At 69.2% G+C, this 15,064-nt stretch carries 9 protein-coding genes; 5 read left to right on the top strand and 4 right to left on the bottom strand.

The window, feature by feature from the left end:
* Nucleotides 1–45 precede the first annotated feature (45 nt).
* Entirely contained in the window at nucleotides 46–1,242 is a 1,197-nt protein-coding gene (locus tag ABD768_RS32275; protein ID WP_344846923.1) for a hypothetical protein, read from the top strand.
* Nucleotides 1,243–1,245: 3 nt separating this feature from the next.
* Here ABD768_RS32275 and ABD768_RS32270 read toward each other — a convergent pair whose 3' ends face one another.
* Nucleotides 1,246–2,613, bottom strand: coding sequence for a serine/threonine-protein kinase (locus tag ABD768_RS32270; RefSeq protein ID WP_344846921.1), 1,368 nt, complete (start codon nucleotides 2,611–2,613; stop codon nucleotides 1,246–1,248).
* Nucleotides 2,614–2,635: 22 nt separating this feature from the next.
* Here ABD768_RS32270 and ABD768_RS32265 point away from each other — a divergent pair, with 22 nt between their 5' ends.
* The gene (locus tag ABD768_RS32265; RefSeq protein WP_344846919.1) at nucleotides 2,636–3,208 is read left to right on the top strand and encodes an RNA polymerase sigma factor; all 573 of its coding nucleotides are present in this window, start codon (nucleotides 2,636–2,638) and stop codon (nucleotides 3,206–3,208) included.
* Here the strand turns inward: ABD768_RS32265 and qcrB are convergent.
* A complete protein-coding gene (gene qcrB, locus ABD768_RS32260) occupies nucleotides 3,199–4,728 on the bottom strand; it encodes a cytochrome bc1 complex cytochrome b subunit (protein WP_344846917.1) in 1,530 nt (509 codons plus the stop codon). The genes ABD768_RS32265 and qcrB overlap by 10 nt on opposite strands.
* Before the next feature lie 123 nt (nucleotides 4,729–4,851).
* Between qcrB and ABD768_RS32255 the strand changes: the two genes are divergently transcribed.
* Nucleotides 4,852–5,640, top strand: a complete 789-nt coding sequence (locus tag ABD768_RS32255) for an isocitrate lyase/PEP mutase family protein (protein WP_344846915.1) — start codon at nucleotides 4,852–4,854, stop codon at nucleotides 5,638–5,640.
* Here ABD768_RS32255 and ABD768_RS32250 read toward each other — a convergent pair.
* A complete protein-coding gene (locus ABD768_RS32250) occupies nucleotides 5,637–8,396 on the bottom strand; it encodes an ATP-binding protein (RefSeq protein WP_344846913.1) in 2,760 nt (919 codons plus the stop codon). The two genes, ABD768_RS32255 and ABD768_RS32250, sit on opposite strands and share 4 nt — an antisense overlap.
* A gap of 108 nt (nucleotides 8,397–8,504) precedes the next feature.
* Between ABD768_RS32250 and ABD768_RS32245 the strand changes: the two genes are divergently transcribed.
* A complete protein-coding gene (locus ABD768_RS32245; RefSeq protein WP_343965239.1) occupies nucleotides 8,505–9,071 on the top strand; it encodes a hypothetical protein in 567 nt (188 codons plus the stop codon).
* Between the two features lie 11 nt (nucleotides 9,072–9,082).
* On the opposite strand, the gene ABD768_RS32240 is transcribed toward ABD768_RS32245, so the two are convergent.
* Nucleotides 9,083–11,239, bottom strand: coding sequence for an MMPL family transporter (locus ABD768_RS32240; protein WP_344846911.1), 2,157 nt, complete (start codon nucleotides 11,237–11,239; stop codon nucleotides 9,083–9,085).
* A gap of 345 nt (nucleotides 11,240–11,584) precedes the next feature.
* Between ABD768_RS32240 and ABD768_RS32235 the strand changes: the two genes are divergently transcribed.
* On the top strand, nucleotides 11,585–14,932 hold the full coding sequence (locus ABD768_RS32235; RefSeq protein ID WP_344846909.1) for a S8 family serine peptidase: 3,348 nt from the start codon (nucleotides 11,585–11,587) through the stop codon (nucleotides 14,930–14,932).
* Nucleotides 14,933–15,064: the final 132 nt, after the last annotated feature.

Here is a 15,064-nt window from a genome sequence, read left to right as displayed (position 1 = left end):
AAGCCCCCTGTTACGACAAACTGTGGACTCACTCGGAGGGGCGTTATGAAGCGGAACATCAAGTTGGCGGGGCTGGTGGCGGGGGTTTCGGTGGGCGCTGTGGTGGCGGGGATCGTGGTTGCGGCGCAGCAGACGCCGACGTTGGCGTCGGCGTCTGGGGACGGCAGTCTCAAGCCGATCGACAGCGTGAGCAAGCCGGTGGCCAAGCCGTCGACGCCGTCCACGACGACGAGTCGGCCGTCCTCGGCCAAGCCGGGTGGATCGGGCACGCCGTCCGGGGCCGTCAAGCTGACGATCGATCTGGGCAAGCTCAAGCAGGGGGCCGCGCCGGCCACGTCGTACGTCGATGGGCGGACCGTGCACCTCGGTGGTGGCAAGTTCACCCTGCCGGCCTCGGATGGGCCGGTCTGGGATGTTGCGCGGACAGGGAACGGCGCCCTCGTGCTGCATCGGCCGAAGGACGACGGGAAGGCAGTGCTCACCGCCTGGACCAACGGCACCCGCGGTGAATCCGTCAATGACGTCACGACGGTCGCCTCCTCGGCCGACCAGAAGAGCAGCGCGTACGGCGTACAGCCGACGACTGCCGACGGCACCGAGCTTGCGAAGTTCACGCTCGCCTGGCGTGACAACCCCAGTGGCGAGACGTACTCCCTGCAGGTCAACGGCCAGCACGAGCCGATCGTGCTCGCGGTCCAGGGCAGCGAGGTCTACTTCAGCGCGTCGAACAAGAGCGAGAAGGAGAGCCTCTACAAGTGGACGGCCGGCGACGACGCGGCCAAGCCCGTCAACGCCGTACCGGATCCGTCGGCCGTGTCGCCGGACCTCAAGCTCGCGGCGTCGATCGTCTCGACGACCGACGACGGCAGCTGCACCGCGCTGATCGATCTCGCGACGGGCAGGAAGAGCTGGGCCACCTGCGAGTACGCCGTGGACGAGCTCCTCACCGGTAGCTCCTACGCGCTCGGTGGACCGGCCTACCGCGACGGCTACGGCGACGGTCTGTTCGCCGCGATCGACGTACGGACCGGCCACGCCGTGCGCGAGTGGTCGGGCGCCTCCTCGGTCGCGATCATCTCCACCGTGATGGAGGATGCCAACCACATCCTGGTACTGGCCGAGCAGGGCGGTAAGACCGCCATCGCCCGGTGCGCGCCCGCGACCGGCGCCTGCGAACTCGCCACCCCGTTGAAGAAGGGCACCGGCGACGAGGACAACCGGCCGTACCAACTAGGCCACTGAGCCTTATTTCTTGGGGTTGTAGGCCAGCGAGTCGAGCACTCGCTCGGCCTGCGCCCCGTCCTCGGCGCGCACCTGGACCCGCACCAGCGCACCGTCGATCTGCTGCACCCGCTCAAAGGTCGTCATTCCCGCCGGACAGCCGACGTACTTCGCAGTCGCGGTGAACGGCTTGTCGACCCGCTCCGCCGACTCCGCGCACCCCGCCGGACCAGGCAGCGCGGCCGACGACGGCAACGACCCCGGTGGCAGCACGCCCGCGAAGACGCCCGACACCTTCGCATCGGACTTGCTCCACTTGCTGTTGTCGGCACTCACCAGCAAACCGGGAAGCGGACTCGCCGCCCCCTCCGGCTGCCAACCGTCGCCGCTGCGGGTGCGCGCCCACTCCCGAGGAAGCTCAACCGACAGGACCTGCTGTTGATCCACGACCCGCACACGTTGCCGCTGGACGCCGTACTGCCAGCCCAGATAACCGCAGGTACCACCCAACAGCGCGGCCGCGATCGTTGCCGCCAGCCACGGATTGAGCGAGAGCCGACGCCGGGCGGGAACAACCTCCAGCGCAGCAGCCGTCCGCAGCGCCTCGGCGAACGACTGGACATCCGGCCAGCGCTCCTCCCGGTCCTGGCTCAGCCCACGCCGGATCACCTCGTCCACCTCGACCGGTACGTCGTCGCGAACCGTCCGCAACGAGTCCGGCGGCCCGGCGACAGTCAGCACCGCTGCAAGGGTCGTCGCACCGTACGGCGGCTTGCCGGCCAGCGCGGCGTACGTGACGGCCGCCAACGCATAGAGATCAGCCCGCGGATCGAGGACGTCGCCGCGGACCTGCTCGGGCGCGACGTACGCCGGAGTCCCACTCGGCATCGTCACCCGCGACACCGCTTCGAGCGACTTGCCCAGACCCAGATCGCCGAGCATGGCCCGCTCGCCGGTCGGCGTACTACGGAACAGCACGTTCTCCGGCTTCACGTCCCGATGCAGGACACCGCGATTGTGCAGCTCCTGCAGCCCGGCGCTGACGTTCGAGATCACCTCGACCGCGTCGGCCAGCGGGAGCGGGCCGGTCTTGATCCGGTCGGCCAGCGATCCACGGTCGGCATAGGTCAGTACCAGGAAAGGCCGGTCGTCGTCGGTGGTACCGATGTCGTGGACGCCGACGACGTACGGCGACTCCACCTTGCGCAGGAACCGGCCCTCCTCGACGAACCGGCGGCGGACGTCGAGATCGTCGACCCAGTGCTCGGCCAGCACCTTCACCGCGACCTCGGCGTCGAGCTCTTCGTCGCGAACCAGCCAGACAGCAGCGAATCCACCACTGCCGAGCCGCCGGATCACGGCGTACCGGCCAAAATGAGAGGGCTGAACCATGTCAGTCATTATCCTCAAGCCCATGGTCACCGACGCGGACGCGCTCGACGAACTGGCGCGGCGCGCTGCCCAGGACCCCGCCTTGCTGGACGAGCTGATCCGGCAGGTGCAGCCGCAGGTGATGCGGATCTGCCAGCGGGTGCTGCCGTTCCGCGCCGACGCCGAGGACGCCTGTCAGGACGCGCTGCTGTCGATCGCGACGAAGCTCGGCACGTTCAACGGCCGGAGCCGGTTCAGCACCTGGGTGCATGTGGTCGCGTCGAACGCCGCCCGCGAGACCTACCGGCGCTTGAAGCGGCGGGCTGTCGAGAACACCGCAGCCTGGCAGGACGACGATCGCCCGGCCCGGTACGACCGTCCCGACCCGCGCACGACCAGCGTCGTCGCCGGCACTCGACTGGATCTGCTCGACGCGCTCGAGCAGCTGGAGATCGATCTGCCCGAGACGGTCACGGCGGTCGTACTACGCGACATCTACGAGCTGAGCTACGACGAGATCGCCGAGCAGGTCGGCATCCCGGTGGGCACGGTGAAGTCGCGGATCAGCCGTGCCCGCGTCTCGCTCAAGGCGCACCTGCTCCCCCGTCAGGACTGATCCGGGCCCGGCCCGACGGCGGCCTTCGAAGGGGCCGGAGGCAACGAGTTGTCCTCCGGCGCCGGAGTCAGCCGATCCTGGTCGAAGAAGTTGGCCAGCCGGACCTGCAGCCGTCGCGCGGCGGAGTAGTTGGGAGCAAGCGGCAGGGCCGGGACGCGAACGAAGCCTGCCAGGCGATAACGCCGGTACGCATCGACCGGACGGTGGTCCTCGACGTACCCGCCGTTCGGCAGCCGGACGACCCGGCCGGTCTCGGCTCCCTCCACGGCCACGTCCAGATCGTGTTCCTGCAGCCCGACGCAGATGCGGCGGGTCAGCACCAGCGCGGCCGGCGGACCGACGATCACGAGCACCTGCAACAGGTGGATGATCCAGTTGAACGAGGTGTGGAACATGACGGCCATCGTGTCGGCGCCGGCGGCGGCCCACAGGATGCCGTAGAAGACGATGCCGGCGACACCGATGCCGGTCCGGATCGGGTTGTTGCGAGGCCGGTCGAGCAGGTTCTGATCCGCCTTGTCACCGACGACCCAGTCCTCGATGAAGGGGTAGACGGCGAAGAGCACGAGGAACAGGCTGCAGACCACAACTGGTACCAGGATGGCGAGCGTGAGGGTCCGGCCCCAGACCTCGACCTCCCAGCCGGGCATCAGCCGGAGGCCGCCGTCCACGAAGGCGAGGTACCACGCCGGGCCGATCCCGGCCGAGGCGTTGGCCGGGTCCGCCGGGCCGTACATCCAGATCGGGTTGATGGTGGCCGTGACGCCCAACACCAGCGAGACGCCGACCACGAAGCAGAACAGGCCGGCACTCTTGACTGCGGCCACCGCCGCCGAGTTCCCGACGATGTTGTCGTTCGTTCGCCCGGGTCCGGGGTACTGAGCGGGCTGGTGCTTGAGCGCGAGGACCCCGGCGACGATGAAGAGGACAACGAGTACGGCGGGCAGCACGTACACGTGCAACGGATAGAACAGCCTGAGCACGTCACCCGGGAACTGCCCATTGAACAGGATGGCCGAGATGTCCGAGCCCACGAACGGGATGGACTTCACCACCCCGTCGATGACCGAGAGGCTCGAACCCGACAGCATGTCGTCCGGGAGCGACGTACCGGTCTGGGCCGCGCCCAGCGTGACCAGGAACAGTCCGAAGACGACCAGCCAGCTCAGCCGCCGCGGCCGGCGGAAGCCGCCGGTGAAGAACAGCCGCAGCAACTGCAGCATGATCGCCGCCACCATCAGCAGGGAAGCCCAGTGGTGGACCTGGCGGATCAGCAGTCCGGCACGCATCTCGAAGCTGATGTGCAGTGTCGAATCCAGGGCCCGTGACATCGACACCCCGCGCAGGGGCGCGTACGGGCCGTCATAGCTGACGTGCTCGATCGACGGGTCGTAGGGAACCATCAGGACCACGCCGCTGATCATCACCACGATGAAGCTGTAGAAGGCGATCTGGCCGAACAACAGCGACCAGTGGTCGGGGAACACCCTCCCCCGCAGGTTGCTCAACCAGCGCTGCATCGACTCTGGTCCTCTCGTCGTCGCGAACCGGGCTCATACATACGACCGATCAGCGCCCCGATTCGTGACATCGCGGGCCGCCAGGAGTAAAGCTGTGAAGGCTGATCGCGGAGAGGGAGGGGCATGACAGTGGTCCAGAACACAGAGCTACGGCACCGTTGCGAGCTGCTCAGGTCGCTGCATCTACCTGGCACTCCCCTGCTCCTCCCGAACGTCTGGGACGCGGCGACGGCCCGCGCGGTGGTCACCGCGGGTTTCCCGGTCGTCGCGACCACGAGCGGTGGAGTGGCCGCGACGCTCGGCTACGAGGACCAGGAGGGCGCGCCTGCCGAGGAGATGTTCGGCGCGGCGGCCCGGGTCGTCCGAGCTGTAGAGGTGCCCGTCACGGTGGATGCGGAGGCCGGCTACGGCATGGAGCCGACCGCCCTGGTGGCGGCGCTGCAGTCCCTCGGCGCGGCCGGCTGCAACCTGGAGGACACCGATCACCGCAACGGCGGTTTCCGTACTACGGATCAGCAGGCAACCTGGCTGGCCGCGGTTCGCCGGGCCGCGGTCGAGGCCGACTATCCGTTCGTCATCAACGCCCGGGTCGATGTCTTCCTCGGCCCGCTGCTCGCCGGTGCCGACGCCGAAGCGCTGGCGAAGCTGGTACCGGAGGCTGTCGAGCGCGGGACCGCCTACGCCGAGGCAGGCGCCGACTGTGTCTACCCCATCGGTCTGTGGGAGCCGGACGCGCTCCAGGACTTCATCGAGCAGGTCGGGAGCCCCGTCAATGTCGTCCGGCTGCCGCAGACGCCACCCCTGGACCAGCTGGCAGCGCTTGGTGTGGCGCGGGTGAGTTGGGGTCCGTTCCTGCACTACGCCGCGATGGCGGGCTTCGCGGACCAGCTCGGATCGCTGTCAGCGGGTTAGGCCGACTCGAGCCGGCTCAGCGGTACGCGGCCGAGCTCCTTGCGCGAACTGATCTCGAGCTTCGCGAACACCTTCCGCAGGTGCCAGTCCACGGTGTGCCGGCTGATGTACAGCTCCGCGCCGATCTCGGGGTTGGACAGGCCCTCTCGCGCAAGCCGCGCGATCTGCGACTCCTGGTTGGTGAGCAGTCCGCGGGTGCGGTCGCCGCGACCGTGTGCCGATCCGCCGGCGGCGAGCAGCTCGCGCCGGGCGCGATCGGCGAACGCCTCGGCTCCGATCTGGCCGAACAGGTCATGAGCGGCCCGGAGCTGCTGGCGTGCGTCGTTGCGCCGCGACTCCCGGCGCAACCACTCGCCGTACAGCAGGCGCGCGCGGCCGAGATGGACGGTGACGCGGGTCTGCTCGAGTCGCTCGATCGCCTCCCGGTAGAGCGCTTCGGCGGCCGGACCATCGCTCATCAGCGCGCGCGACCAGGCCTGTACGCCGATCGCCCAGTCCGTGCCGGCGGCCGTGGTTCGTTCCCGTAGTCGTCGGAGAGCGGCAGCAGCCTCGTCGCGGGCGCCGTTTCGGCAGGCAGCCTCGACCAGCTCGGCCAGAGCGAAGCCGCACAGGCCCAGATCGTCGTACTCGCAGGCCATCCGGGCCGCGGCCAGCGCGGCGTCGTAGTGCCCGAGGGAGTTGTGCAGGATCGCGTTGATGTACCCGAGGCCGCCGATCCCACGGGCCTCGCCGCGCGCGGTCACGTCCTCGAGGTCGAGCCGGAAGGTGTCCATCAGCTCGGTCGGGTCCATCCCGCGCCAGACGGCGAGCAACATCTTGGGATAGTTCACGGCCGCGGCACCAGTCGCCCGGCAGATCACCTCGCTCTCCTCCGTCAGCGCCGACGCGGCCGCGAACTCGCCGGCGTGCAGATGCGCGACAGCCCGGTAACCCAGCGCCAGCGGTAGCAACGTGAGCGCGCCGGACTCGCGGCACAGCCGGACTGCCCGGGTAGCCAGCTCATGCCATTTCAGGTCGTCCCACAGATCGCCCGCCACCAGCCACGGCAGCCAGAACCAGCGCAGGACGTCGTTCTCCTCAGCGCCGGCGAACGCGTCGAGGGCAGTTCGCAGGGGCGCCACACCGGCCACATAGCCATCCGTGAACCGGGTCACCAGGCCATCGAGGAGAAGGCCGGCCGGCCGGGACGCGGGCGTTCTGGACAGCGAGATCCGAGCGGCGGTGGCGACCTCACGCGATCCGACCGGGCCATGGAGGCGGCCGGCGTAGATGCTCGCGCCGAGCGCCTCCAGGTAGGTGTCGCGCGCCGTCTCGACATCGAGTGGCGCGAGCTTCTCGGCAGCGGCGAGCAGTACGGGCGGCGCGTCGACGCCGCGGTTTAGGGAGAAGATGATCTGGGCCCGCAGGCGGGCGACCTCGGCGCGACCGAGGTCGTCCATCGGGTACCCCGCTGCCAGCGCCAGCAGGGCCGTGGCGGCATCGAAGGCGCCCGATTCGTACCGCGCCCGGGCGGCGGCGAGAGTCCGCCGTCCACGCCGGCGCGGATCCGGGGTCAACTCGGCGGCGCGCTCGAGGAACGCGGCCGAAGCGGCGATGCCGCCGCGGGCCTTCGCCCGGCCGGCCGACTGCTCCAGCTGATCGGCCACCGACTCGTCCAGGCCGGTGGTCGCATGGCCGCGGTGCCACGCCTGCCGATCGGGTTCGAGTTCCGGATCGATGCCCTCGGCCAACGCACCGTGCACCTGGAGCCGCTCACCCGCGGAAGCGGCCCGGTAGACCGCCGAACGCACCAGCGGATGACGAAACCGCACATGTACGCCGAGATCGATCAGCCCCTCCTGCTGTGCGGCCGCCGCGGCGTTGGGTCCGAGTCCCAGCAGGGTCGCCGACCGCCACAGCAAGGCCACGTCGCCCATCGGCTCGGCCGCGGCCACCAGCATGAGCCGCCGGGTGTCGGCCGGCAGGGACTCGATCTGCCGCAGGAAGGTCTGCTCGATCTGGGTCGCGAGCGGCGCCGCGTCCGGGAGCTGGTAGCCGCCGGCCAGCTCGGCCGGTGTCAGCCCCCGCGGAAGCTCGAGGAGCGCAAGCGGATTGCCTCTCGACTCCGCGATGATCCGGTCCCGGATCTTCTCGTCCAGGCGCCCCGGCCAGGCCGCGTCGAGCAGCTCACGGGCATCGCTGTACCTGAGTCCGCCGAGCGCCAGTTCCGGCAGCCCGGCCAGCTCCCGCACCTCACTGGCCTGTCGGGTCGCGAGCACGATCCCGACCGACTCGGCCAGCAGCCGCCGGGCGACGAACGCGATCGTCAGCAGCGACTCCCGGTCCAGCCACTGGGCGTCGTCGATCACGCACAGCAGTGGCTGCTCTCCCCCGGCCTCGGCGAGCAGAGCAAGTGTCGCGAGCCCGACGACGAACCGGTCGGCAGGCCCTTGCGTGCCGAGTCCGAACGCGGTATCGAGCGCGTCCCGTTGCGGCGCGGGCAGCCGGTCCTTCAGCGGGAGCAGCGGCGTGCAGAGCTGGTGCAGTCCGGCGTACGCGAGCTCCGACTCGTACTCCACCCCTGCCACTCGCGCCACCCGGAAACCGGACGCGCTGCCCAGCGTGTGCCCCAGCAGAGCGGACTTGCCGATGCCGGGGTCACCGCGCAGGACCAGGACCTCGCTCTGACCAGCTCGCACGTGGTCCAAGAGCCGCTCCACGGACCGGCACTCGGTGTGCCGACCCAATAACCCGTAGCGCGGCTGCTCGGTCAACATGACAGGACGCTACAACGGCCTCCCACCAGCAATCCACGTTCCCGATGTATCCGGACGCCCGTACGGACCTCCGTATCCAGTGAAGGTGCAACACAACGGAGGCGTCAGATGGACAACACGGTCAAGCCAACCACGTCACGGCGGGCGCCGAACGGTCGCGAGGACCGTCCGGCCTGGGGGCAGATCGTTGCGGTGAACATCGCCGAGGCGATCGCCGCCCTGTTCTCGCTGATCGCCGCCTACGGTCTCGCCGAACAACTCGTGGCAGACCAGGAGGCGGCCGGCTCCGCCAAGCTGGCCGACCGCGCGTTCGACTGGTGGATCCTGGACTTCGCCGTCACGCTCAACATGAGCCTGCTCATCGTCGGGGCGGCCGCGGGAGCGGTCGGCAGCGTCATTCGGCAGAGCATGGCGCTGACCCGCCGCTCCAGCAGCGTCGAGGATCGCTCGATCTGGTGGTACGTCCTGCGCCCGCTCTGGTCGGCGCTACTCGGCTCGGTCTCCGTCATCGCCGTCAACACCGGGCTGATCAGCATCGGAGACGAGACCACGTCAAGCGCAGGCATAGCCGTCCTGGTCCTGACCGGCTGCCTGGCCGGCCTGTTCACCGACCAGGTACTCCAGCGCCTCCGCACCATGGTCGACCGCTCCCGCCCCGGCGTACGCCGTCGCTGAACCTCTGTCTGTCAGGTCTTTGCGGAGAAGTCGAGGGGGCGTGGCTCGGCGTCGGCCGGTGCCGGGGTGAGGGAGGACTTCTGGTCCTGGCGGCCCGGCCACCAGGCGGCGTGGCCGATCAGGGCGGTCAGTGCCGGGGTGAAGAACATCGCCATCACGAACGCGGCGACGACGATGCCGAACGAGACCGCGAAGCCCATCTCGGTCAGCAACGAGTTGCCGGCCAGCATCAAGGTGGCGAACGTCGCCGCCAGGATGAATCCGGCCGCCGCCACCGTCGGACCGGCGTGGCGGATCGCCATACTGGCCGCCTCGCGGGGCTCGCGCCCTTCGCGCGCCTCCTCCCGCAGCCGGGAGATAATCAGGATGTTGTAGTCGGTGCCGATGGCAACCACGAACAGGTACATGATCACCGGCAGCATGAACATCAGCCCGGAGTGCCCCTGCCCCTTCTGGAAGATCAGCACGGTCGCGCCGAGCGTGGCGGCGAAGCCGAGACCGACCGAGGCCATCAGGTACCAGGGCGCCACGATGCTGCGCAGCAGGAGCCCGAGGATGACCATGATCAGCAGCGCGGCGAGCGGGAACACCGTGCGGTAGTCGTGGTTCACCGCCGCGTTGATGTCCTTGAAGATCGAGGTCATGCCACCGACCAGCGCCTTCGTGCCGGGCGGCGCCTCGGCGTGCGCGACATCGCGGACCTCGCCGACCACGTCGAGCGCCGCGTCGGTGGCCGACCCGTACTTCAGCGTGACCGTGATGTTGGCCGTCTTGCCGTCCTTGCTCAGCGCGGCCGGCGAGACATCCGCGACCCCGGAGACCGCACCGAGCTTCTTCTCGTACGCCGCAAGCGCAGCCTGATCGATAGCGCCACCCGAGGTGAGGAGCACGGAGGTCGGCTCCGCGGCGCCGGCCGAGTAGGAGCTCTGCATCTCGGACTGGACGACCATCGACTCCTTGGTCTCCGGCATCGACCCGGCCGCCAGGTCGAACGTCGCCTTGAACCCGAGCGTGCCGAGCGCCAGGGCGACCATGATCACGCCCGAGACAGCGGCGTACAGGCCCGGACGGCGCTGCACGCCACGACCGAGTGCCGCGAAGCGCGCGTTGGTGGGCTCCTTGCGCCACGACTGCTTCGACGGCCAGAACAGCGCCTTCGGCGGGATCAGCGAGCAGACCGCCGGGAACAGCGTCAGCGCGGCGATCAGGGTCACCGCGACGCTGATGGCGAGCGCTGGGCCCATCTGCTGGAGGAAGCCGAGCGTCGACAGCAGTAGCGCGAGGAACGAGATCATCACCGCACCGGCCGCCGAGGCGATCGCCTCACCTACCCGGCCGACCGCGTTGATCATGGCCTGCTTCGGCTCGTCACCCGCCCGCAGCCGCTCGCGGTACCGGAACATCAGGAAGAGGTAGTAGTCGGTGCCGACGCCGAGTAGTACGACGATCAGCAGCGCCGAGATCGAACTGTTCGCCTCCAGTCCGAAGAGCTTGGAGGCGTCCGCGATCAGCGCGTTGGCCGTGGTGGACACCAGAGCAAGCAGGACGACCAGCGGCAGCACCGCGAGGATCGGCGAGCGGAAGATGATCAGCAGCGTCAGCAGGATGATCACGAACGTACCGACGAAGGTCAGCACGTTGGCGCGATTGGACGACTCCTGCTGGTCCAGCCCCTGCGCCGCCGAGCCACCGAGCTTGGCCTCGAGCTGGGTGCCCTTGGTGAGCTCCTTGGCGTCGTTGCGCAGCGCCTTCGCGGCATCCATCTGCTTGGGCTGACCGGCGGTCTCGTCGTTCATCGAGACCAGGCCCATCACGTACTTGCCGTCCTTGGACGGCGGGCCGGGCACGACCTGCTCGACCTGGTCGATCTTCTTGGCGCCCAGCTGGGTGGTGATCCCGGCCGCCGCCTTCAGGTCCTCCGGAGTGAGCTTGCCGCCGTCGGCGCGCTGGTAGAGCACGATCGCCGACGGTGTGAAGCTACTGGGGAAGGCACCCTGCTGCAGCTCGGCAGCCTGGATCGACTCGTAGCTCTTCGGCAGGAAGCTGCTCTCGTCGCTGCTGGACGGCAGGCTGGGCGCGGTGGCGACGACCGCGGCCGCGACGAACACCCAGGCCAGGATGGTCCAGATGGGATGACGGACGACGGCGCGCCCGATGCGATGGAACATGTCGGTCTGCCTCCAGGCAGGAAGTGGTTGCAGGGATCGTGCTGGACCACTGTCGCCAACTCCGCTGACACCGCGCTGACACGGCGTGCCAGCCTTTCGGTCACTCGCTGGAGTCAAGCGCTCGGGTGATACCAGTAGGGGCCGAGGTCTACCCGAGGGGCGAGGTTGGGGCATAACCTCTGCTCAGGCAGGCGCCAGAGGGGGTTGCCTGCCGGTACGCCGGTACCCGGGGGGGATCGGTCACAGGACTGAGGGGTCTGTCAGCGTCACTCTGGGGGGTCGACCGGACGTTCTGCGTGCCACTTCCTCCGCTGACGGCGTCATCTGCCTTCACGGGAGGCCCACATGAGGTCCAGAACCCGGACCCGCAGCAACCGACGCACCACTATCGCCGGCCTGTCCGCCGGCCTGCTGATCGCCGCCACTCTGCCCGCGTTGAGCGCGGGAGCGGCCACCCCCGACCCCAATGGCAAGACCTGGACCGCGACGCCACTGACGCTCGCCGGCACCGTCAATGGCGCCAAGTCGCCCAGTGGCCAGCTCGCCAAGAGCGACCCGGCTCTCGTCAACAGCACGTCGGCGAAGCAGGTCCGCGTGGTCGTCAAGCTCGACTACGACTCGCTGGCCGCCTATCGCGGCGGACTGGCCGGCCTGCCCGGTACCAGCCCGTCGGTGACCGGCAAGCGCCTCGACCCCAAGAGCGCGAACGCGACGAAGTACCTCAAGCATGTGACTGCTGTCGAGGACACCTTCCTGGCTGCGATGCGCGAGCGGGTCCCGAGCGCGAAGGCGGGCCAGAAACTTCGGACCGTGTACGGCGGCATCGCGCTGAGCGTGCAGGCGAACAAGGCCCGCGACCTGCTGAAGCTGCCCGGCGTGGCCGCGGTCCAGCAGGACAACCCGCAGCAACTGCTCACCGACTCCAGCGGGGCCTTCATCGGCGCCCCGACGATCTACAACCAGCTCGGTGGCTCGGCCAACTCCGGCAAGGGCATCATCGTCGGCATCCTGGACAGCGGCGCCTGGCCCGAGCACCCGTCGTTCGCCGACCCCGGCAACCTGCCCGCGCCACCGCCGACCACTGATGGCACGCCACGGGTCTGCGACTTCGGCGACAACCCGCTGACCCCGGCCAGCGACGTGTTCGCCTGCAACAACAAGCTGATCGGCGGGCGGCCGTTCCTCGACACCTACAACGCGGTGATCGGCGGCGACGTCTACCCCGACTCCGCGCGTGACTCCAACGGTCACGGCACCCACACCGCCACGACGTCGGCCGGTGGAGCGGTGGCGCACGCCAACCCGCTGGGCATCGACCGGGGCGCGCTCCTCGGTATCGCTCCAGCAGCGTCCGTCTCGGTGTACAAGGTCTGCGGTGCCGAGGGCTGCTTCCCCAGCGACTCGGCAGCGGCCGTCGCGCGGGCCATCCTCGACGGCGTCCGGGTGATCAACTTCTCGATCTCCGGCGGCAGCGACCCGTACTCCGACCCCGTCGAGCTCGCATTCCTGGACGCGTACGCGGCCGGCGTCTTCGTCGCTGCCTCGGCCGGCAACTCCGGCCCGGGCGCGAACACGACCGACCACCGCAGCCCGTGGGTCACCACGGTCGCGGCGTCCACGCAGAGCCGGACCTTCCGCTCGACGGTCACGCTGACCGGCGGCGGTGCCACGGCCACGATCTCCGGTGCGTCCATCACCGCGGGCGTCAGTACGCCGGCACCGGTCGTCGTCGCCGGCTCCACACCGGGGTACACCGACGCGACCTGCAACACGCCCGCACCGGCCGGCACGTTCACCGGCAAGATCGTCGCCTGCCAGTTCACCTCGGGCCGCGTGATGAAGGGCTTCAACATCCTGCAGGGCGGCGCGGTCGGCATGCTGATGTACAACTCCGCACCGTTCGACGTGTTCACCGACAACCACTGGCTGCCGGCCGTCCAGCTCGAGAAGCCCGACGCCGATGCGCTGCTCGCTTTCCTCGCAGCGCACCCCGGTACGACCGCGACGTTCACGCAAGGCACCAAGACCACCTGGCAGGGCGACGTGATGACGTACTTCTCGTCGCGCGGACCCGGTGGTGACTTCCTCAAGCCCGACGTCACCGCACCCGGCCTGCACATCCTGGCCGGCCTGACGCCGACGCCCGAGTCCCCGGCCGAAGGACCGCCCGGGAACCTGTACCAGGCGATCGCCGGTACTTCGATGTCCTCACCACACGTGGCCGGCGCGGCCGCGCTCGTCTTCGCTCTGCATCCGTCGTGGACGCCGGGCCAGGTCAAGTCCGCGCTGGAGACGACCGGCAAGACCACGGTCAAGAAGCCGGACCGGGTCAGCCAGGCCGACCCGTTCGACATGGGTGGTGGCCGGATCGACCTCACCAAGGCCGGCGACCCCGGTCTGACCATGGACGAGACCGCGGCGAACTACGCGGCCTCGGCCACCGACGCGCTGAACCGGATCGACCTCAACCTGCCGTCGGTGAACGCGCCGACCATGCCAGGCCTGATCACGGCCGAGCGGACGGTCAAGAACGTCACCAACTCCACGCTCACCTTCACCGCCACCGGTACGACGGTCAGCGGCGCGAACATCACGGTGCTGCCGCCGGTGTTCCAGGTGAAGGCCGGCAAGACGCAGAAGCTGACCATCGCGATCACCGCACCCGACCTGCCCGACGGCCAGTACTTCGGCCAGGTCAACCTCAAGCAGGTCGGCGGCAGCCGGGCCCTGCACCTGCCGGTCGCGTTCTTCCGCCAGGAAGGCATCGTGCCGATCGACCAGACCTGCACGCCGTCGAGCATCCCGAAGAACACCGGGGCGTCGACCTGCACCGTCACCGTGCAGAACAACAGCCTGCAGACGACCGACGTCACCGCAGTCAGCACCTTGAGTTCGCAGCTGCGGCTGAACAGCGTGACGGGCGCGACCAAGGTCGGCACCCAGATCGCGACCAAGACGGCGACCCTGGCCGGACGTCAGCCCGACAAACCGGTGATCGCACCTGGTGTTTCGCCGGCGGGCTACCTGCCGCTGGACATCTTCGGCATCACGCCGATCCCGATCGGGGACGAGCAGGCGCTGAACTTCAACGTCGGCGCGTACCAGTTCGCCGGGCAGACCTACAACCGGATCGGCGTGACCTCGGACGGCTACTCGGTCGCGGGCGGCACGACGTCGGGCGACGACGTCCAGTTCCTCCCGCAGACGCTGCCCGACCCCGCTCGTCCGAACAACGTGCTCGCGCCGTACTGGACCGACCTCAACGGCGAGGGAGCGCCGGGCATCCTGGCCGGCAACCTGACCGACGGGGTGAACAACTGGCTGGTGATCGAGTGGCGGGAGTTCCTCTTCGGGACCAACCAGCTGAAGGTGTTCCAGCAGTGGATCGGCACCAACGGCGTCGAGGACATCTCGTTCACCTACGACCCCGGCAACCTGCCGGGTGACCCGGGCGCGGCGTACGGCCTGACGGTCGGCGCCGAGAACGTCGAGGGAACGGCGGGCAGCCAGATCGTCGGCCCGCCGGTCGAGGACTACCGCGTCACCAGCACCCCGGGCGCGCCCGGTGGCTCGATGACGTACTCGATGAACATCAAGGGTGTGCAGAAGGGAACCGGCACGGTGACGACCGGGACCTCCACGCCACTCGTCAAGGGCCTCACCATCGAGGTCGACAAGATCACCGTGAACTGATCTTCGCGACGCTCCGGGCCGGATCCCACGGGGTCCGGCCCGGACGTCGTTCGGATAGCGGCCAACAGGTATCAGCGGCCCCCGTGGCGCACTCATCGCAAGTAGCAGATGCGCACTGGCGCATTCAGGTTC

Source organism: Kribbella ginsengisoli (assembly GCF_039537185.1).
GTDB lineage: Bacteria > Actinomycetota > Actinomycetes > Propionibacteriales > Kribbellaceae > Kribbella > Kribbella koreensis.
Note: the sequence above shows the minus strand (reverse complement) of the source record. Positions and strands in the feature narration are given on the sequence as shown.

Coding starts and splice junctions, on each gene's coding strand:
- ABD768_RS32275 (WP_344846923.1), top strand. CDS start 46: ATGAAGCGGAACATCAAGTTGGCGGGGCTGGTGGCGGGGGTTTCGGTG.
- ABD768_RS32270 (WP_344846921.1), bottom strand. CDS start 2,613: ATGGTTCAGCCCTCTCATTTTGGCCGGTACGCCGTGATCCGGCGGCTC.
- ABD768_RS32265 (WP_344846919.1), top strand. CDS start 2,636: ATGGTCACCGACGCGGACGCGCTCGACGAACTGGCGCGGCGCGCTGCC.
- qcrB (WP_344846917.1), bottom strand. CDS start 4,728: ATGCAGCGCTGGTTGAGCAACCTGCGGGGGAGGGTGTTCCCCGACCAC.
- ABD768_RS32255 (WP_344846915.1), top strand. CDS start 4,852: ATGACAGTGGTCCAGAACACAGAGCTACGGCACCGTTGCGAGCTGCTC.
- ABD768_RS32250 (WP_344846913.1), bottom strand. CDS start 8,396: ATGTTGACCGAGCAGCCGCGCTACGGGTTATTGGGTCGGCACACCGAG.
- ABD768_RS32245 (WP_343965239.1), top strand. CDS start 8,505: ATGGACAACACGGTCAAGCCAACCACGTCACGGCGGGCGCCGAACGGT.
- ABD768_RS32240 (WP_344846911.1), bottom strand. CDS start 11,239: ATGTTCCATCGCATCGGGCGCGCCGTCGTCCGTCATCCCATCTGGACC.
- ABD768_RS32235 (WP_344846909.1), top strand. CDS start 11,585: ATGAGGTCCAGAACCCGGACCCGCAGCAACCGACGCACCACTATCGCC.